Annotated in this window: 18 protein-coding genes and 2 riboswitches; of the genes, 6 read left to right on the top strand and 12 right to left on the bottom strand. The window is 36.6% G+C overall.

Features of this window, described 5'->3' with window-relative positions; all coding sequences use genetic code 11:
- Positions 1 to 12: 12 nt before the first annotated feature.
- The 7 genes from U8D43_RS03455 to U8D43_RS03425 all read right to left on the bottom strand — a co-directional run bounded on the left by U8D43_RS03455 (position 13) and on the right by U8D43_RS03425 (position 7,621).
- Positions 13 to 2,313, bottom strand: coding sequence for an ATP-dependent DNA helicase (locus U8D43_RS03455; protein ID WP_335869579.1), 2,301 nt, complete (start codon positions 2,311 to 2,313; stop codon positions 13 to 15).
- A gap of 498 nt (positions 2,314 to 2,811) precedes the next feature.
- Entirely contained in the window at positions 2,812 to 3,159 is a 348-nt protein-coding gene (locus U8D43_RS03450) for a VOC family protein (RefSeq protein WP_335869578.1), read from the bottom strand.
- A complete protein-coding gene (locus U8D43_RS03445; RefSeq protein WP_335869577.1) occupies positions 3,156 to 4,187 on the bottom strand; it encodes an S-adenosylmethionine:tRNA ribosyltransferase-isomerase in 1,032 nt (343 codons plus the stop codon). The genes U8D43_RS03450 and U8D43_RS03445 overlap by 4 nt, the downstream gene beginning before the upstream one ends.
- A complete protein-coding gene (locus tag U8D43_RS03440) occupies positions 4,187 to 4,906 on the bottom strand; it encodes an SDR family NAD(P)-dependent oxidoreductase (RefSeq protein WP_335869576.1) in 720 nt (239 codons plus the stop codon). The genes U8D43_RS03445 and U8D43_RS03440 overlap by 1 nt, the downstream gene beginning before the upstream one ends.
- Positions 4,907 to 5,142: 236 nt before the next feature.
- Positions 5,143 to 5,856: an EAL domain-containing protein gene (locus tag U8D43_RS03435; RefSeq protein WP_335869575.1), complete on the bottom strand. Its 714-nt coding sequence runs from the start codon at positions 5,854 to 5,856 to the stop codon at positions 5,143 to 5,145.
- Between the two features lie 312 nt (positions 5,857 to 6,168).
- Complete coding sequence (locus U8D43_RS03430; RefSeq protein WP_335869574.1) at positions 6,169 to 6,822, bottom strand: GGDEF domain-containing protein; 654 nt, start codon at positions 6,820 to 6,822, stop codon at positions 6,169 to 6,171.
- A 52-nt stretch (positions 6,823 to 6,874) separates the two neighbouring features.
- Positions 6,875 to 7,621 (bottom strand): EAL domain-containing protein, encoded by a 747-nt coding sequence (locus U8D43_RS03425; RefSeq protein ID WP_335869573.1) that lies wholly within the window; start codon positions 7,619 to 7,621, stop codon positions 6,875 to 6,877.
- 191 nt (positions 7,622 to 7,812) lie between these two features.
- Positions 7,813 to 7,902, bottom strand: a riboswitch (cyclic di-GMP riboswitch).
- A gap of 239 nt (positions 7,903 to 8,141) precedes the next feature.
- On the opposite strand from U8D43_RS03425, the gene U8D43_RS03420 reads away from it, so the two are divergent.
- Positions 8,142 to 9,218 carry an ATP-binding protein gene (locus U8D43_RS03420; protein WP_335869572.1) on the top strand — a complete coding sequence of 359 codons (1,077 nt, stop codon included), beginning with the start codon at positions 8,142 to 8,144 and terminating at the stop codon, positions 9,216 to 9,218.
- A 59-nt stretch (positions 9,219 to 9,277) separates the two neighbouring features.
- On the opposite strand, the gene U8D43_RS03415 is transcribed toward U8D43_RS03420, so the two are convergent.
- Positions 9,278 to 10,411: a glycosyl hydrolase family 18 protein gene (locus U8D43_RS03415; RefSeq protein ID WP_335869571.1), complete on the bottom strand. Its 1,134-nt coding sequence runs from the start codon at positions 10,409 to 10,411 to the stop codon at positions 9,278 to 9,280.
- Between the two features lie 137 nt (positions 10,412 to 10,548).
- Positions 10,549 to 10,650: riboswitch (purine riboswitch) on the top strand.
- A 54-nt stretch (positions 10,651 to 10,704) separates the two neighbouring features.
- On the opposite strand from U8D43_RS03415, the gene U8D43_RS03410 reads away from it, so the two are divergent.
- Positions 10,705 to 10,869 (top strand): hypothetical protein, encoded by a 165-nt coding sequence (locus U8D43_RS03410; protein WP_335869570.1) that lies wholly within the window; start codon positions 10,705 to 10,707, stop codon positions 10,867 to 10,869.
- A 15-nt stretch (positions 10,870 to 10,884) separates the two neighbouring features.
- Positions 10,885 to 12,432: an adenine deaminase gene (gene ade / locus U8D43_RS03405; RefSeq protein ID WP_335869618.1), complete on the top strand. Its 1,548-nt coding sequence runs from the start codon at positions 10,885 to 10,887 to the stop codon at positions 12,430 to 12,432.
- A gap of 222 nt (positions 12,433 to 12,654) precedes the next feature.
- On the opposite strand, the gene U8D43_RS03400 is transcribed toward ade, so the two are convergent.
- Positions 12,655 to 13,644, bottom strand: coding sequence for an aldo/keto reductase (locus tag U8D43_RS03400; protein ID WP_335869569.1), 990 nt, complete (start codon positions 13,642 to 13,644; stop codon positions 12,655 to 12,657).
- Between the two features lie 777 nt (positions 13,645 to 14,421).
- Between U8D43_RS03400 and U8D43_RS03395 the strand changes: the two genes are divergently transcribed.
- Positions 14,422 to 14,892 (top strand): hypothetical protein, encoded by a 471-nt coding sequence (locus tag U8D43_RS03395; protein WP_335869568.1) that lies wholly within the window; start codon positions 14,422 to 14,424, stop codon positions 14,890 to 14,892.
- 38 nt (positions 14,893 to 14,930) lie between these two features.
- Here the strand turns inward: U8D43_RS03395 and U8D43_RS03390 are convergent, their stop codons facing one another.
- Complete coding sequence (locus U8D43_RS03390; RefSeq protein ID WP_335869567.1) at positions 14,931 to 15,227, bottom strand: DUF5658 family protein; 297 nt, start codon at positions 15,225 to 15,227, stop codon at positions 14,931 to 14,933.
- Positions 15,228 to 15,435: 208 nt separating this feature from the next.
- Here U8D43_RS03390 and U8D43_RS03385 point away from each other — a divergent pair, with 208 nt between their 5' ends.
- Both U8D43_RS03385 and U8D43_RS03380 read left to right on the top strand, forming a co-directional pair.
- Positions 15,436 to 16,296, top strand: a complete 861-nt coding sequence (locus U8D43_RS03385) for a hypothetical protein (protein ID WP_335869565.1) — start codon at positions 15,436 to 15,438, stop codon at positions 16,294 to 16,296.
- A 409-nt stretch (positions 16,297 to 16,705) separates the two neighbouring features.
- Positions 16,706 to 17,923: a lipase family alpha/beta hydrolase gene (locus U8D43_RS03380; protein ID WP_335869564.1), complete on the top strand. Its 1,218-nt coding sequence runs from the start codon at positions 16,706 to 16,708 to the stop codon at positions 17,921 to 17,923.
- 27 nt (positions 17,924 to 17,950) lie between these two features.
- Here the strand turns inward: U8D43_RS03380 and U8D43_RS03375 are convergent, their stop codons facing one another.
- Both U8D43_RS03375 and U8D43_RS03370 read right to left on the bottom strand, forming a co-directional pair.
- A complete protein-coding gene (locus U8D43_RS03375) occupies positions 17,951 to 18,394 on the bottom strand; it encodes a threonine/serine exporter family protein (protein ID WP_442893544.1) in 444 nt (147 codons plus the stop codon).
- 13 nt (positions 18,395 to 18,407) lie between these two features.
- Positions 18,408 to 19,169 carry a threonine/serine exporter family protein gene (locus tag U8D43_RS03370; protein WP_335869562.1) on the bottom strand — a complete coding sequence of 254 codons (762 nt, stop codon included), beginning with the start codon at positions 19,167 to 19,169 and terminating at the stop codon, positions 18,408 to 18,410.
- Positions 19,170 to 19,338: the final 169 nt, after the last annotated feature.

The following is a 19,338-nucleotide window of genomic DNA, read 5'->3' as shown; positions in this document are numbered from 1 at the left end:
GCCCTTATTTATTCATTTTCCTTCGAAGTGTTTCGAATAATTACGAAAATCTCGCCATTCAGCAGGTAATAAGTCTTGATAAGTTTTTGTTAAAAAACGATCATCCATTAAGATTAATCTCCCCGAATCCTCTTCTGTCCTGATTAAACGCCCTCCTGCTTGAAGAATTTTATTCATACCAGGATAGGTATAAGAATAATGAAAGCCATTTGTTTCTTTTTCATTGAAATAGTTCATAATCAAATCTCGTTCCAAGCTCAACATGGGGAGCCCGACTCCTACTACCATAACACCGATCAATCGATCTCTTGTTAAATCAATTCCTTCTGAAAAGACTCCGCCGAGGACGGCAAACCCAATATGAGCTTTGGTTGGCTTTTGTACAAAAGAAGATAAATACTGTTCCCGTTCATTCTCTGTCATCCGATTTGACTGCAAAATCTTCGTATAGGAATCTTCTTCAGGTACTGCCTCCCACACTAAATTCATATAAGCATACGACGGGAAAAACACTAAGTAGTTGCCAGCTTTTGATCTCAACTCTTTCTGAATTGTATTTACGATGGCCTTTACCGAAGCTGCCCTGTGTTGATATCTTGTCGATAGTGATTGAATAGATACATCCAGCTTGTCCTTATCAAAAGGAGAAAGAATTTTTAGTGTAAAGTCTTCTTCACTCCCCCCAAGCATATGAAGAAAGTACGCGCTTGGTTGCAACGTGGCAGAAAAGTACACGGTCGACTTAAATCCTTTTCGAACAGAAGCTAATGAAGTAGAGGGATCCAAACAGAATAATTTCACCACAACTTCCTTGCGCTGATCCTCTGCATAAAACACATGACCTTTTTCACTCAATTCAAAAATACGTAAAAAGCGAGTAACTTCAAAATACGTTTCTAACAACATTCCATACGCTGTCTCTTCTGAATAGAACGGAAGCACTCTTTCTGCTTCTGTTCTAAATTTCAATAACAGCTCATACAAAGCTTCATCTTTTTCTTTTCTCAAATAGGTCCCACGATTTTCACACTGCTTTCTGATACTAATAAAATAGGTGTTTATCTCTTTAGCAGTGTTTGCTAATGGTTTATTTTGATGTTGATAAGACCGTCTCAAATCTAAAAAAACCGATTTTCGAAGACTTGCCGAAAACATTTCCCGTCCACGATCCACAAGATTATGAGCCTCGTCTACTAAAAGGGTCGTGCTCTTTTTTTGTTCTTCCCACAAGCGCTTTAATGAAGCACGAGGATCAAAAATATAATTATAATCACAAATAATTCCATCGGCACTATATGCTAAATCAAGAGAAAATTCAAACGGACAAACTCGATGCTTCAATGCATATTGTTCAATCACAGACCGCGTTAAAGCTTGTTCATTGGCTAGAATATCTAGTATTGCCTCATTGATTTTGTCATAATAGTCAGCAGCGAATTCACAATACTCTTTATGACAAAGTGTTTTTTCTTTGAAGCACATTTTGTCTTTAGCAGTTATCGTCACAATTTTTGATTTTAATCCTTCTGCCTCTAGTAGAGCCAACGTTTCTTCTGCTGTCGTTCTCGTTATTGTTTTTGCGGTCAAATAAAAGAAGCGCTCAATATGCCCCTCACCCATCGCTTTTACAGTTGGAAAAAGCGTCGAAATGGTTTTTCCAGTTCCTGTTGGCGCATTAGCGAATAAATTTTTTCCTTCTTTCACCACTTTAAATACAGCACCGGCTAATTGCCGTTGATTCTTTCTGAAAGAAGAAAAAGGAAATGATAGAGTCTGAATACTTTTTTGTCTTTCCTCAATGTGAGTGAGCTTCCAGTGAGCAAAAGGAACATATTTCCTGACTACCTCTTGCACAAAATTACAGAGCTCAGAGAAGGAATAATGAACTTGAAATTGTTTAATTTCTTCAGAATCTACATGAATATACGTAAGCTGAACGTTCAATCCATCGAGTTGATTTTGCTTCGCATACATATAAGCATAAAATTTCCCCTGTGCCCAGTGAACAGGATAGTCATTCTCTTCGATAGTATGCAGATCTCTTCGTGTTGATTTAATTTCATCAATCACTACCTTTCCAGCAGGATAAAGAACCCCATCACACCGCCCTTCTACCGAAAACGATATTCCTTCACAATGAAGATCCTCTTTTAATAAGTATTCTACTTCTGCTGTTTCCTCATATTTCTTTTGCACCTTTTGATGTAGTCTTGTTCCCTCCGTCAATGTGTTGGAAGAACGAAACCTTGCATCAATGCTCCCACTACGAAAAACATATTCCACTAACGACCGAACCGCTACTTTCATCTTCATAAAATCATCACCTAATACGAATGTTTGTTTCCATTATAACAGGATAAAAATATATTTAGATACCACAAAAGGCAGGGGCTCGCCCTAATCCTGCATGCATCTGTTGTTTAAAGGCGAAAGTTCTGTCATTGATAGTGAAGCGTTATCAGTCTCATACTTACTACCTATTCGAAGTCGCCCTAAACTTTCTAAGTTATATAACATGCCCCTTTTTAGCAAGTCAACTGAAAATATTACTGTCTTTATATTGAAAGAGAGTGATTATTAATATCCAGAAAAAAGAAGAGGCTGGGACATACCTAAATTGACCATTCTTAAAGCCGAATAATTTTTAATTTAATTTAGCGATTTAACTAAAAAACCAAACTATTAGTTGTAAAAATCCCTTTACCTCAGTGAGAGGATTAAGAACTTCATGCACTATCGGTTTGGCTAATTCCCTTAAAGAAATTAATAAATCCCTAGGTGATTACACCTGTTCAAAAATCCAGCTATTTTCTACAATTTTCTTTTCTCAAGTAATTCAATTACCTCACCATCCAATCCTTGAAAAAAAACAATGTTCCAGCCATTATTTAAGGCATATGGTCCTTCAATAGGTGCAATATTTACTTTAGCTAAATGAGTTAGCCAATGATCAATGGATTCCACTTCTAAGCAAAAATGATGATGATTCTTGCATTTTGTTTCTAAAATCAGCTCCAGAATCGCACCGCCATTGCTCATGAGCACAATCTGTTCACCTTTGAACCTAAACTTACTCATTTCTTCAAACCCAAAATTCAGATAAAAACTCATTGAAGCTTCGATGTTTTCCACGAGTATACCAATATGATGTATATTCATTTTGGCACACTCTGTGAGATAATGAGATTCACATCACCAAATTCATGCCACAAATATCCTTGACTTAATGCCTCTTGATAGGACGCCATCAATTGCTTCTCCTTAATTAAGGAGGTGAGAAGATGCAAATGACTTGCTTCCGGTTCATGAAATCCTGTCAACAAGCCATCTACAACGTTTAAGTCGTATCCTTCGTTAATATAGAGAGTGGTTAGTCCTTTCCCTGCCTGTATTTCATCGCCTACATGTCTCGCTGATTCAATGGCTCTTACTACTGTGGTACCTACAGCAATGACTCGTCCACCTCTCTTTTTCGTTTCATTTACTAGCTTTTCTGTTTCCAGTGGTATTTCAAAACTTTCTGGATGTTTAGTAGGGTTTGGCCATTGATCTTCTCCATAATAACTAAGCCCGGTATGCAAAGATAAAAAAGCGAAATTTATTCCCTGGGCTTTTAATTGTTCGAGCAATCTCCAAGAAAAGGCCCTCCCCGCAGAAGGCATTTCAACTGATCCAGGTACAGAAGCAAAAACCGTTTGATAGGCATCAAGTGACCATTGAGATTGAATATATTCATAGCGAATAGGGGCTCCATACGTATACAAATGATTAATAAACGCTTCGCCCTCCATTGAAAAAGAAATTATCTTAAGTGGATGTTCACTTCCGTTTCCAATAATTCTACCTGTAAGATTCCCCTGAAGTAAAAATGAATTCTCAGCACCTTTGTCTTCTCCTTCATAGATTACCAGGCCTTCCCATGTTTCATCTTCCCTCTTTCTTGATAAGTGTATTTTTATTTTCTCCCCCTCTAACACAGCTGGTATGGTTCGGCTATTATTAAAAAGAAGCAAATCCCCCTTTTTCAAAAAATTTCCTAGCTCGCAAAATCTAGCATGAGTAGTGTTTCCTGATTCTGAATCCAATACCAATAAGCGAACATCATCCCGATATCCTCTGATCATTTCTGCAGGTACTGTCGCATTTAAATAGGAAGGTATACGAAAAGAATTTGTCAAAGTATTCACTATTCAACCTCCTCCCACCTAAATGACTGGGCAAGAAAACGTTTACCAGAAACCCCTATTGCTTTTTCTGATATTAAATATAAGAATACATCCACTACATCGGCTGGTTTAGCCAGATCATAATCGCAATTTGGCACTGCACGATCATGCATTTCTGTATCCATTTCACCTGGATCAACCAAATTCATCCTAATATTCGTACCATCTAATTCATCTGCCCATATTTGGGTTAAACCTTCTAAAGCAAATTTCGAAACGCCGTATGCTCCCCATTCCGCAAAGCCAGTACGACCAGCTTCAGAAGTAATATTAAGGATCACACCTGTATCTTTGATAAGCATTCCAGGGAGGACTCGCTTCGTTAGCAAAAATGGATTCATGACATTAACATTCAATACATTCATAAATTCTTTAGCGCTATAATCTCCCAACAGCGTAGGACCTGGTCCGAAAATAGAAGCATTATTAATCAATACATCAATTTCTCCAAAACTAAATTCTACAATAGACACAAACCTTTCTACATCACGTGGATTCGCTATATCAGCTTTAATCGCAATCACTTTTTTCGCACCAAGCTCTTCTGCTTCTTTTTTTACTTTTAGGAGCGCTTCTTCACCTCTAGCGCAAATCGCCAACTGAAAACCTTCTTTTGCGAATGCCAATGTAAGTGCTCTACCTAATCCTCTCGATGCTCCCGTTACCATGATTTTTTTCATTTTCCTTCTCCCTTCAACTTTTCGTTACATTTATTGTAGTAAAAAGAGAAGAAATAGGATTCGGCTAATAGGATAGACTTTTACTCGATCTTTCGTCGGTCACTACCATACGACTATTGACCGACACTTAAACAATTAAGATGATTTCTCACAGACAGTTTATATAATAGCGAAATAACAGTATACACTTGAGTTACAAAGCAGGAAAAAAAGCCATAGAGCTATAGCTCTATGGCTTATCCTGCGAAAAGGGCTTTAGGTTTTCCTAAGTAATATCCTTGCCCTATATCTATTCCAAGTTGCTGGGCAACAAGCAAATCTTCTTTTGTCTCAATTCCTTCTAAAACGAGAATGGTATCCTTTTCATAAAAGGATTTAAACATAGATAAAAAGCGCTGTTTTCGTTCATCCTTAGCTAAATCGATAGCAAAATAGCGGTCTAGCTTGATACATTCTGGCTCATATTCAATGGCTTTTTTGATGGATGAAGAGCCTTGTCCAAAATCATCGATTGCAAACATAATTCCTACCTGGCGTAATTCATTCAATTTTTGTTTGAGTAAAGGATTATTCCACATTTCTTCCGCACTCGATTCATTCACTTCTAATACCAATCGATGAGCTAAGTCCGGGTGTGGTTGCAATAAGCTTTGAAAGAAACGCAAGAAATTAGGATGCAAAATGGTTGTGATGTATATATTTAGGAACAATTTACAAGTAGATGTACTTGAGTCCAAAAAAGATTCTACCGCTTTTTGAATCGAAAGCGTATCCAGCTTATATAAAATATTCGCTCGTATCGCAGATTGAAAAACACTCTCCGGATTGACATTTGAAGCATTGCGCAGGAGAGCTTCTACAGCATACAATTCATTTCCACTATCTAAACTAAATAATGGTTGATATTCATGATAGATAACATCTTCTTGAAAAAAATCAAAAATATTCATAGGTCTCCTTAAAATCGTGACTTATGTACAATTATGAAGGTATGTTAATACTGATTCTATTTTCCTATAAATAAATATATCATACAATCTACTATAGTATTCTTTTGGTAGACTCTTTTCGTATACATTGTGGCTATTTCATCTGATTTTTGAGTAAATCCTCCATTTCATTGTTGATTTCTATTAAACACAGACGAAATGATGCCCGAAACAAAGCTATATCACAGATGATTAACTGATACGAAAAGCCACAACCTTTGCGAAAACAGCCTCTTTTTATTATCCTAAAATTTTTTTGATATTTCCCTCTTATCACTCACATGCTGCGTACCGTTTTTTGTCTATTTTATTTGTGTACATTTTTTTATCAGCCGTTCTCACTAACTCTTGGAGTGATTCACCGTCAGCAGGATAACTCACTATTCCGATTGAGAGAGAGATGGTTTCATTCGGCAAAAGTGTTTTCAATTCATTCGTTATCGCTTTTTGTAGATTTGGTTGCTTCTCGGAGGTTAAAACTACAAATTCATCTCCCCCCCATCTGCAAACAACATCTCCCTTCTGAAAATATTTCCTGAGCGTGCTTGCGATCGATATGAGCGCTTCATCTCCTACTTGATGACCATAAACATCGTTAACTCTCTTAAAATCATCTAAATCAATAAACTGAAGAAAAAACGAAATTTGACTCTTTTTTCGTCTCTCAAAGGCCTTCGTTAAGAAATAACGATTCCTTAGATTAGTCAGTACGTCCATGTGAGCAACATACCGATATTTGTCAAAATAATACCCTAAAAGAAAGCCTAAGGTACATAGTAAAAAGAACATTGCGAGAAGAAAATAATCCGCTATTCCGGAAAAATAGATATTCTTATAAGTCAGATACCTTATTATGATAAACAACGAACCAAACCCTGTAATGGAGCCTATCACCCAAATACGACCATGCCAATTCATTGCATTCATCACCTAATCTTCCATAATTATTTGCTTCTTGGAAGTAATTTTCTCATGATAGTTAAGGTAGAAAATTCAAAGGAAATGACTCACAGTTCTCGACATTATGGGGTTTACCTAAATAGTAACCTTGACCAAAATGGACGCCTATTTTTCGAGCAAATGCTAAATCGGCTTCTGTTTCAATCCCTTCGAGAACTATATGATCATTTGCTAAAAAATAAACGAGGCTTTTCAAAAAATGTTGTTTTCGTGCGTGGTTTGCTAGGTTCTTTCCAAAATATCGATCTAACTTGATAATACTTGGTTCTAACTCAATGACAGTCCGAATCGTAGATTGTCCCTTTCCTAAATCATCCAATGCTACTAAAGCACCTACATTCTTTAAATAGACAATCCGATCATTTAATACCTCAAAACACTCGGTGGTCGCCGCTTCGCTAATTTCAAACACAATTCGATTTAATGGATATTTAACTTCTGAAATAACAGAATCTAAGAACTCCTGGAATAGCGGATTGGTCAGTGTTGAGGGATAAACATTGACAGATAGTCTAGGGTATATCAGTTCATCTTTGTAGTGGTTTTTATAGACCCTCATTGCTTCAAGCATAGATGCACAATCTAGCTCAAACAACAACCCTTCCTCTAATGCTTTCTGAAATAAATGTTGCGGGGATGAAAAAAACCCACACCTAATTAAACTCTCATACCCAATAATTTCACCTGTATGAACTAAGTGCACTGGCTGAAAGACATGTGTAAACAGCCGCTCTCTTATCACTTTTTCAATCGGAATATTCATCATAAATATTTCTTGTCTCTCCTTCCCCTCTATTCAAGAGTATTATATAAGTTGAGAGTGGACTGCCGTCTGAATCACATAACGGACTGCTAATAGCCTCATAGGTTCTACCCAATGTTCTCGAAGTTGACCATACTAATACATCAAAAAAAGCTGCCCATTTTTAAGGGCAGCAGTACAAATAAAATCCTTATACTCGCAACTGGCTGGCATTGCTATCTTTCACAGCATTAGCCCCTTTAGCTTTGCGTCCTAATCTTTCAATTAGTTTGCCCACGTACATATTCTATTGATTACTAGGATAATTCTACCACAACTTCCGTTACATTTACATACTAACTCGTAAAAAATAACCAATTTTTTCTATAAAATAACCTCAGATCTTCAGTTTGATACTTATCATTCAATTTATTTAACCACCCAACACATTCACAAAAAATAGAAAATTGAAGGAATAAACTAGTTTTTAGTCGAATGTTTATAGACATTCTTAGTCTAATTTATGAACGGGGTGAAAATTCACATGAAGTTTCCTAAATCAACTATTGATTATTACGATTTTATTCCATTTCAAAATGGATTTGTATTTAAATTCATTAAAAAAGAGAATCGATTTATTCACACATTTTGTGAAGGGAAATTATTAGAAAAGATGAATCTATCTCCAGAACTTATCTTAGGGAAATCCCTTGATGACATTATTCCTCATCCTCAAGCTGAACAAAAATCAGCTATTTATGAGGAGGCCTGGTCTGGATCAGTGACCAATTATGAAGGGCATATAAATGATATTTATTATATGGCAACCTTAACTCCCTATAAAAAAAACAATAGAGTAGTTGAAGTGATTGGTACTGCGATTGATATTACCAAAGAGAAGCAAAACGAAGAAAGAATCAAAAAGACAGAGAAACTAGCTATGGTAGGCGAATTAGCAGCCGGTATCGCACATGAGATCCGTAACCCACTTACCTCTTTAAAAGGATTTACACAGATGATTCAAAAAGAGGTGCAAGAAGATCACCTGAAACAATACGTAGAAATTATGCTAGATGAATTAGATAGAATTAATAGTATCGTGAACGAATTTATGATGATTGCAAAACCGCACGAAAACATTAAGATTTGCAAACATAATCTTTCTAATTTACTATACGGTGTCCTCAATTTAATAAAACCAGAGGCCATGCTAAAAGGCATTTCGATTACAGCAGCGATTGACAGCTCGATTGAAGGTGAGTGTGATGGTAATCAAATTAAGCAGGTACTAATCAATCTCCTTCAAAATGCCATTGACGCATCACTTGAAACTAAAAGAGATATTCACATTTCTTTAAAAAAAGTTGACGAGCACTGGTATACGATCAAAATTCAAGATGGGGGAACCGGAATCTCATTGGAACGACAAAAAAAGCTTTTTGAGCCTTTTTATACGACTAAAGAAAAAGGAACAGGTTTGGGTTTAATGGTTTGCAAAAGGATTATTGAATACCATCAAGGGCATATTCTAGTAGAAAGCAAAGAAAACCTTGGCACTAAAGTGACTCTTACTCTACCAACAGTCAAAAACGTCCCCTCTGAATATGGTGAAACAAATTGAGGGCACTTATACAAAATAGGAGGTTCCTCTTAAAATAACAAATACAAATCCTATTCACATTAATTAAATTGCTCTAACGTTTCTTCAATACTTTGCCAAAAGGATTCTTGTTCTAATCCCATTCTCCACATGGAAATTCCGGCTAATTTATATTTTTTAACAAGATGCACCTTTTCAGAGATACTTTGGTTGTTTTCAAACCAAATAACATGAATTTGTTCCTGTTCATCTTGATAATGAACATATGGTGATTGCGAGGGATCATCCCACTGTACTGCTAAATTTTTTTCAAGAAGCAGGTTCTCTACTTCCGCTTGGGAAACTGCTTTGTGGTCTGCTCCCAGCGTTAAATTCCAATCATAACCATAAGAAGGAATACCCAATAAAAGCTTTTCAGAATCAATATGTGTGGCAGCGTAGTCGAGCACATCTGTCATCCAATTTACTCCCGCTACTGGTCCTGGCTCTCCCCAGGTGCCATGCTCATCATAAGTCATCAATTGGATATAATCAGCATTTTTTCCTAGTTCATGGTAATCAAATGTTCCTATCCACTCATTATCAGGAAAGTCACCTGTTTTTGCAGGGACGGAAATCATAAGATCTATCTGTTCTTTTTCTAATGATAGAGAGAGATTCGCTATAAATTCTGTGTATAACAGACGATCACTTGGATTCATTTTTTCAAAATCTACATTCACTCCGGTATAGCCATTTTCCTTTGTTAATTTTACAAGCTCTTGAATCAACATACTACTTTTCTCATTACTGGCTAAAATCGTGTGAGCTAAATCTGGATCGAAGCCATTTTGAATGGTCGCGAATCGCTTTACTTCATGTTGTTTTGCAAGTGCTAACCCCTCCGTTGGTATTTCTCCGAGAATTTCCCCCATATTGTTAACCTCGAACGTAGCGGTAGCTACTGCATTCATATAAGAATAATAGTTTGATAAGGAATTTAATGACTTTTCATCATCTTCATAGTATTTCGTATAAAATCCAAGAATGACAGGAGTATCTGTCGCTCTTTTTCCATTCTTAATAAGCAAAGTCAGCGATTCCTTGGAAATTTTTCCATCTTGCCAATACTCCCGATCTGGTAGTTTAGAAAACCCTTGTTCTCCATTACTATCTGCTGGGAATATTAGTATGCCTATAAACAAAAGCTTGATAATTAAAAATTGTTTATTCATAATTCCTCTCCCCTCGTTATCAGATAAATACTATTGTAACTTGATTTTCTCTTAAGTTTAAGAGGGGGTTACTACCAAAAATATTATGACAGTGGTCCTAGACCCTATTAAAATGATATGCAATACCCTTGCACTTCGAATAATTTCGCAGTACTACTCGTATAATATTAGAATTATGGTTCAAAAGTTTCTACCAAACTACCTAAAATGGTTTGCCTACGAGGAAGTGAGGTTTGCTTTGTCCTACCTTCTCTTACTCATTCGGTTCACACCACCCAAAGGAGAGGGTTTATTTGCTTTCAAAAAAACAATTAGCACAAAATATTGAGGCTGCGGGTAAAGACATTCTAGCTGATGTAGTATTGAAAAACGGAAAAATAGTCGATGTTTTCAACGGGGAGATCATCATTGGCGATGTTGCTATCTGTGATGGAAAGATTGTTGGCATCGGAGAATAAAGTGGAAATTCAGTCATTAATGTCAATGGTCAGTATATTTATCCTGGCTTGATTGATGCACATGTTCATATCGAATCCTCTTTAATCTCACCTTCAGAATTTTCTAAAGTCGTTCTTCCGCACGGGGTAACTACAGCCATTACAGATCCTCATGAAATTTCGAACGTCGCTGGAACAACTGGAATTCAATATATGATTGAAAACTCCGAGGGGATCCCGTTAGATATATTTTTTATGCTACCATCAAGCGTTCCTGCAACTTCCTATGAACATAATGGCGCTACTCTACACGCGGAAGATTTAGCACCCTTTTTACGAAATCATCGGGTTATTGGCTTGGCTGAAGTGATGGATTTCCCTGCTGTAAAGGCGACCAATTCAAACATATTGGATAAGCTCCTTCTTTCAACTCTAATAGATGGACATGGTGCAGGATTATCATCTGATGGAATCAATGTATATCGTACTGCTGGGATTAAAACCGATCATGAGGCTACTACCTTTCTAGAAGCAAAAGAACGACTTCAAAGAGGAATGTCACTATTAATTCGTGAAGGTTCAGTTGCTAAAGATCTACTCTCATTAATCGAAGTTGTAACACCTCACAATATGTCAAATTGCATGTTTTGCACCGATGATAAGCATTTGGATGATTTACTAAAAGAGGGGAGTATTGATCATAATGTTCGCCTGTCCATCCGACACGGCCTAGAGCCTATGATTGCGATTACGATGGCTACACTAAACGCGGCAAAATGCTATCGTCATCATTCGAAAGGCGCAGTTGCCCCGGGGTATGATGCAGACCTAATATTGGTAGATGACCTAGAATCATTTAACATCAAGGAAGTGTATAAGGCAGGCCAACTTGTAGCTGAAAATGGTGTCTACGTTGGAAGGAAAATAAAGAAAAATTCGGTACCCGCTCCCTTAACCAATACGATCAACCTTCCCAAACTAACCACAAAGCATTTAGAGATTCCACTCACCTCTATTAATGCTCATGTGATTGAGATTGTTCCAAACCGTTTACACACCCATAAAATAATCGGAAAAGTGACGGTAACAAACTCACAATTTTCCCCTTCCCCAAAAAAGGATCAATTGAAGTTAGCTGTTATTGAAAGGCATAAAGGAACCGGGAATATTGGACTAGGAATTGTGAAGGGCTTTGGATTAAAACAAGGAGCTATCGCCACGACCATTGCTCATGATTCACATAATCTCGTAGTCACTGGTACAAACGATACTGATATGCTGGCTGCCATTCAAGCATTAGCAGAATTAAAGGGTGGTTTAGTGTATGTAGTCAATGGCGTAGTCAAGGCTTCCGTTTCTCTTCCACTAGGCGGGTTGATGTCAGAAGAATCATTCTACGTAGTGAACAAAAAGCTACTACATTTAAAAAATGTTATGAGCCAATCAGGATTTCATCCCCTTTTCAATCCGTTTTTGACTCTATCCTTTTTAACCCTTCCAGTTATACCTGAAATTAAGCTTACAGATATGGGATTGTTCGACGTCACCACCTTTCAATATATAGATGTCAGCATCGATGTCTAAGGCTCGTTCTTGTAAATATTAATTGTTAATGGAGTTCTTTATTTTGACGATGATTTCCACCAAAGAAATTCTTAATGTTGCCCTAAACTCTTTCTTTAAGAGCGGTAATATATACGAAAGCGAAAATAGTCATTAATAAATACTGTCCATTTCCAGGACAAATAAAACCACTCAATGAACGAACAAGTTCTGTTCGTTCATTGAGTGGTTTTTTAGCAGAAATTACTTTAAAGCCACTTTATTAGAGACTCTATCAATCTCTTGTAAATGCTTTTGAGATAATTTAAATGATAGTGTGCCAATATTCTGTTCGGCATGATGTATTTTAGATGCACCTGGAATGGCCACAATCGTATCTCCGTGAAAATGAATCAACCAATTCAAAGCGATTTGCGTTGTTGATACTCCATAATCAATTGCTAATTTATCAAGTAAATCAATAAGTGGTCTCGTTCTCTCCAAGTTTTGAGGCTTGATCGCAGAAAAATGCTTTCGCATTCCTTTAATATTTTGAAGTAATTCAGGATTTTTATGAAATTTTCCTGACAACAGCCCTTGTTCTAATGGAGAGTACGCGATAATTGTCATGCCTAGCTCTTTGGCAGCTTGTAATACGCCATTTTTTTCAATTCGACGATCCAGCAGACTATACTTCATTTGATTCGAAACAAGCGGAAAACCGTGCTCTTTTAGGACTGCATGCGCTTCTCTCATTTTTGCTTCATTGAAATTACTTACACCTGCATAACGAATTTTCCCCTGCTTCAGTAATTCCGCTAGTGCATCCATTTCCGCCTTTACACTTGAAAACGAGTATGGCTGATGAATTTGGTATAAATCAATCTTTTTATCTTTTAATGTAACAATTCGTTCATCAATTGTTTTAATAATTGAGTCGGCCTTTCGAAATAATGGCCACCATTTTGTCGCAATGAAGGCCTTTTCTCCGCCATCTTTAAGCTTATTAAGTGCTAATGCTAGAGCTTCCTCTGATTTTCCTTTTCCATACACTTCAGCGGTATCAAACCAGTTGATTCCACCGCTGTAACTTACCTCAACAATTTTCTCGATATCGGTTTCATTGACATCAGACCAATATCGACCAACCATATTATTTCCTTTACTAAACTGCCATGTGCCTAAACCAAGTGCTGAAATTTCCAAATCACTTTCGCCCAATCGACGAAGAGGAACCTTTGTTTCAGTTATCATATTCTGCACCCCTCTTTCTATTAGTATTTCTTTTCATTAGGCTCTTTTCGTATACATTGTTGCTCTTGACACAAAGAAAAACAGGCAGTAGGGTTTTTTCGATTGAATTCTTCTTTTTAATCTAGAAATGAAGAATTTTTCATTAGGAAAAGAGCACGAAATCATACAAGTCAAGGGATTCCTTTTTATTCGAAAAGTCACAATCTTTGCGAAAACAGCCTATCATTATCATATCATGTTCAGTTAACTATCGATTCATTTTACACTTGAAGAAGCTTCGGGTATTTATCTTTAAATTGAAAATTCCTACAACTCTTCTACTTGTTGCGGATTTTTTCCTTTTCAAATGACCCTTTTCTTTAACTTTTTTTGTTATTTGCTCAAAGAAAAAACAACCAGTCAGTTTTTTTCGGATGATTTCTTATTTATTAATGAAGAATTTTTCATTAGGAAAGGCTATTTCTTCACCCGTTCAAGAACATTCATCATTTTTCTGTTCATTTTACTGAACAAATCAAACATTGATTGAGACCTTTTCAGCCTACTTCCTCTCTTACTGTTTTTTCATGACACATTAAAAGCTGGTATATTTTATAAATGTCACTTTGAGCAAATATCAATTCTGAGACCCACCCTTCTTTCTAGTTGGCGTCAAAATCTGTCTTCAAATTCTTGCTCTAGCTTCAAAATGTGAAAGAAAAAAATCTTTTCTACTTTTGCATAAAAAAAACGCTATGATATACTAAGCAAATCAACTAACTTACTTTCGGAGGTCACATGCTTACATTTGAACAAAAATTATCTATTATTTCAACATTCCCACAGCTTTCTGAGAAAAAAGTTTCTCTAGGACGCCTCAATTTCCAATACGAGAAGAGTGGATCAGACAAAAAGAATGTCGTCTATCACTTACACCCAAATGGCAATGGCTTTGTCTACGCTGGAGAGTTATCGGGATATGAAATAGGACAAAAAGGAATGGTCAATATTCGTGACTACTCCGAGGACGAGCTTCGTACACTTATTGAAAAATCTATTGCATCATTAGCACCAAAATCGAATTCTGAAGCAGCAATCATCGGTGATGAAGAGGAAGAAAAATGGATGAATAAAGATAATCACACTCTAATTCTCCTATTTGAAGATGAAATGTGGAATGTCTATGCCGGGTTAAATTTAGATGGAACATTTTCAACCTATGGTGAAGCTACTTCCTATTTAGAGGAAGAAGGATTTTCTCGTTTATAAACAGCCTTTTTAAAACGTATGCATTTTGCTGCGTTTTTTTATATGGATAAAAATATCCAATAACTGTGTAAGAGGAAAATACCTCCATAGATGAAAAGGGCGAGATAAGAGAGTTGTTTGATGATGTTACTTTTCGGTGCTTTGATCATAATAGCCATTGCGACGAGGCATATTGACAAGACGAGTTTTATTCCGATGAAAATAATTGGATCATACATAATGAGCAATTTCATTAGAAGGTTCGCTTCCTGAATTAATCCAAGTTGAATGCCTAAATAGGTTAGGACCCCATCCAGCATACTTAGCAGAGCTAAAAGTAAAAATGTTTTTTTCATCACACACCCCTTTTGTTCTTTATATAGAATTAATTATACGACATAACTTTCAAAAAAACTCTCCTTCTCGCTTGATTCGTTCGATATATTACCTATAGTTATCCAAATAATAAACTTTTCAATAATATCCCTCTTGACATTTAGCTGACACATTCTTGTCCTAAGATAGGAATTGTAAGAAACAAAAATTTTTTGGAGGTTGATGAAAATGTTTAACTTATTTTCTACAAAATTTGTTGCTGCTGCTCTTGCAACAGCAATCGCAGCACCTACGGCTTATACGGTACTGGCGAGTGAATCTACATCTGTCACACCAACGGAGACAAAGGCTTCTGTAGAAGTTTATGATGGAGAAACAAAGGAACAGTTAGAAGAGATTCGTGAACAAGTCGAGAACGGTGAACTTTCAAAAGAAGAAGCGAATCTGAAGCTAGAGGAGCTCGGAATCGAACGCACACATTCTAAACAAATGGGCAAGAAAGGAATACACGAGCCTTTAGATGAGAACCAAATGAAACAGCTTCAAGACATTCGCAAACAAGTCGAGGCTGGCGACTTGACGAAAGAAGAAGCCAAACTAAAGCTTAAAGAACTTGATATTCCTTTACCTCATCGACACTTCAATGAGCTTGATGATGAAACCAAAGCTCTACTAAAAGAGATTCGCGAACAAGTCGAGGCTGGTGAAATTACGAAAGAAGAAGCCAAACTAAAACTTGAAGAACTTGACATTCCTTTACCCCATCATCCTTTCAATGACCTTGATGATGAAACCAAGGAACTTCTGAAAGATATACGCGACCAAGTCAAGGCTGGTGAAATTACGAAGGAAGAGGCCAAACTAAAGTTTGAGGAACTTGACATTGCTTTACCTTATCGCTCCTTTAATGACCTTGATGATGAAACCCGAGAACTACTAAAAGAGATCCGTGACCAAGTCAAGGCTGGTGAAATTACGAAAGAAGAAGCCAGAAGTCAATTAGAAGAGTTAGGACTTGATATGAACAAGCCTCGCCGAGGACATCATCAAGGACTTTCATCTCCTCAAGAACCAACAGATGCCTCATAAGTTTACAAATAAACTAAACCAGCCTCCTTTCTGGAAGCTGGTTTTTTATATAGTTATATTAGAAAAAAATTATTACTTATCAAAATTATTTGTATACATTCTCCGTCAAAAGACATATTTTAATCAAAAATATGATGAAATAACCACAATATATACGAAAAGAACCTAACTGTTTGCACACTGAGGTCAATTACTACTTCTTTGTTCTTTTTTCATCGAATATAATAGAAGAAAGAGAACTTTTTAGAATGCTCTATTCGTATGAATTTTGGCTATTCAAGTTCATTATTGAAGGAATCCATCATTTCAAATGACTTTCTTTCAAAAACAGACGAATAGATGCCCCGAAACCAAATCTTTTAACGGAGTATATTGCTGTGATAACAGCCTTTTAGAAAGGAGGAATAAGATGCTCTCTCTGTCCAAAAATGATGAGTACCCAGTCGTTTTCGTTCCTGGTATTTTTGGTTCAGTTGGAGAAGAAATAATTCCTGGCTCAGGTGAATGGCAGTTTGGAATCGCAGGAATCGTGTACGACCCATTTATCTGTCTTTTAGAAGAAACGTTAGAATTCAAGAAAGGTGTCAACCTTTTTATTGCATTCTACGACTGGCGAAAGAAAGTGAGAGTTTCTTTTAGACAATATCTAAAGAAAACAATCGATCTTGCAAAGAAAAAAAACAAGAAAAAGAAAGTGAATATTATCGCTCATGGCATGGGGGGCTTACTTGCTAGAGCTTACATTGAAAGTAGAGTGTATGAAAAAGACGTGAATCAACTAATCCTAATCGGAACGCCGAATAACGGAACAGCACCTATTTTTCATTATTGGACGAGCGGGAAAAAATTGATTGCACAAAATGCCTCCTTAACTTCTCTGCTTATGAATGCCTATTTCATTCTCTTATCTTCTCTGTCAGAAACGGATACAATCAAAACTATCCATCAACAATTTAAAGGTCTTCATGATCTTCTCCCAAGTGAACAATACGGACCTTATCTGCTTCAGAAAACGAGAAGTGCATGGCAATGGATACAGCCCATTAAAATGAAAAAGAAAAATGAATTTCTTAATTCACTAAATCAAGATGACTTTTTACTGAAAAAAAGAAAAGTGAATGTTTATTTAATTGCAGGGTTTGGCTACAATACGGTAGAGAAATTAAAAGTGGTGGCTACTCCTTTTCGCTCAGATGATGGAAAAGTAATTGGGACTCTTTCCACAGATTTCGGCGACGGATATGCTCCAACTTCAAGTGTTTTTTCGATTCATGGTGAAACTCTTCTCCTTGAAGGGAATCATGAAGAAATCCTTTTTCTGAGCCTTCCATTTCTAGCTAAGATTCTAAATCGTACATTCGAACGTAAAGAGGCACCATCAGCAATTTCTCCCTCAGATCTTCTCTTTTTTGCTATTAAAGGTCAAGGAGAACTTTTGGTGGGAAAATCCGGATTTAATATAAAGGTTTCGAAGACCCTTCATATTGCTCTTCTTACGGGAACAGAAGTGCTTCAATTTCGTTCTCACAGTAAACAAAAGATCGAGATCTTTAAAATAGATACTCTAAACTATGAGAATTCTTCCCTTCACCTCCAGAAAGATCAACTAATTTGTTTAGAGTGTTAGAAAAACCCCAAGAATCTATTCAAGGGGCTACAGTCTACTATGTTTAAATTTTGATTGACGAATGATCTGATTAACCACTTCTGAAAAGACTAAACCAATGGCGATCGCACCGGAAATCATAAACGCTTTCGCCGCTAAATTTATGGCTGTATTGTAATCATTTAAGACGAATTCACGCATGGCATCGTAAGCAAGTCCTCCTGGAACAAGAGGAATAATTCCTGCCACACTAAAAATAATTACTGGTGTGCGGTACTTTTTTGCAAAAAGTTGGCTCATTACAGCAAGAAAGAATGTAGCAATCAATGTTGAAAGAACATGATCTACTTCATTTACCGATAACAGAATATAAATCATCCATCCAAAGGCTCCTACAAGCCCTCCCTTTATCAGTGAATCTTTCGGGGCATTGAAAATAACGCCAAAGGCTGCCGATGCGATAAAGCTTGTAACTATCTGTTCGACATACATCAATTTCCTCACCTCACAAAAATGAAAGTATTACTGCTATTCCTGACCCTATTGCGAAAGCTGTTAAAAAGGCTTCTGCTCCCTTAGATAATCCTGAAATTAAGTGACCCGCCATCAAATCTCGTACTGCATTTGTAATCAATACACCAGGAACCAGTGGCATTACCGAGCCTATAATTATTTTATCCAGTTCATGCCCCAACCCGATATTAGTAAATAAATAGGCTAACAAACCAATTAGAAATGAGGCTAAAAATTCTGCAAAAAACTTTATCTCAATTACTTTATGAAAATAAACAAAACTATAATAGCCAACTCCACCTGCTAATAAAGCAGGTAAAAAATCATTCCAATGCCCTTCAAACATGATTAAAAAACAACCACTAGCGATTGCAGCAGCTATTGTTTGAATTGGCAAAGGAAATGTCAGATTGTTATTTTCCACTTCTTTTAGTTTGTCATAAGCCTCTTTCACCGAAAGTCCCCCTTCGGCGATTTGACGAGAAATACCATTTACAACTGTTACCTTTTTTAAATCTGTTGACCTTGCTACAATTCTTATTAATTTCGTTTTCGTCGGTTCATCACCCTCTATGGAAAAGATAATACCAGTTGGTGTAACATAACTGTGAGATTGCTCCATTCCAAATGAGGTTGCAATACGCATCATTGTATCCTCTACTCGATAGGTTTCTGCTCCACTTCTGAGCATAATTTTACCTGCTAACAAGCAGACTTGCATCACATCATAAGTTTCTCTTTTCTCTTTATTCATTTCCTCACCACTTCAGGGAAAACCCAAAAATATTTTACATACTGATTCTTCGTTACTTTATCAGTTAAAAGGATTGGGTGCAATCGAATTAAATAGACGAAGCTCCTTACTCATAATCCCCATGACTTTGTATTTCTCTTTCTTCTCTTACAACTCCAGAAAAATCCAT

The organism is Bacillus sp. 2205SS5-2, assembly GCF_037024155.1.
Classification (GTDB): Bacteria; Bacillota; Bacilli; order Bacillales; family Bacillaceae_K; genus Bacillus_CI.
This window is presented reverse-complemented; position numbering and strand designations above follow the sequence as displayed.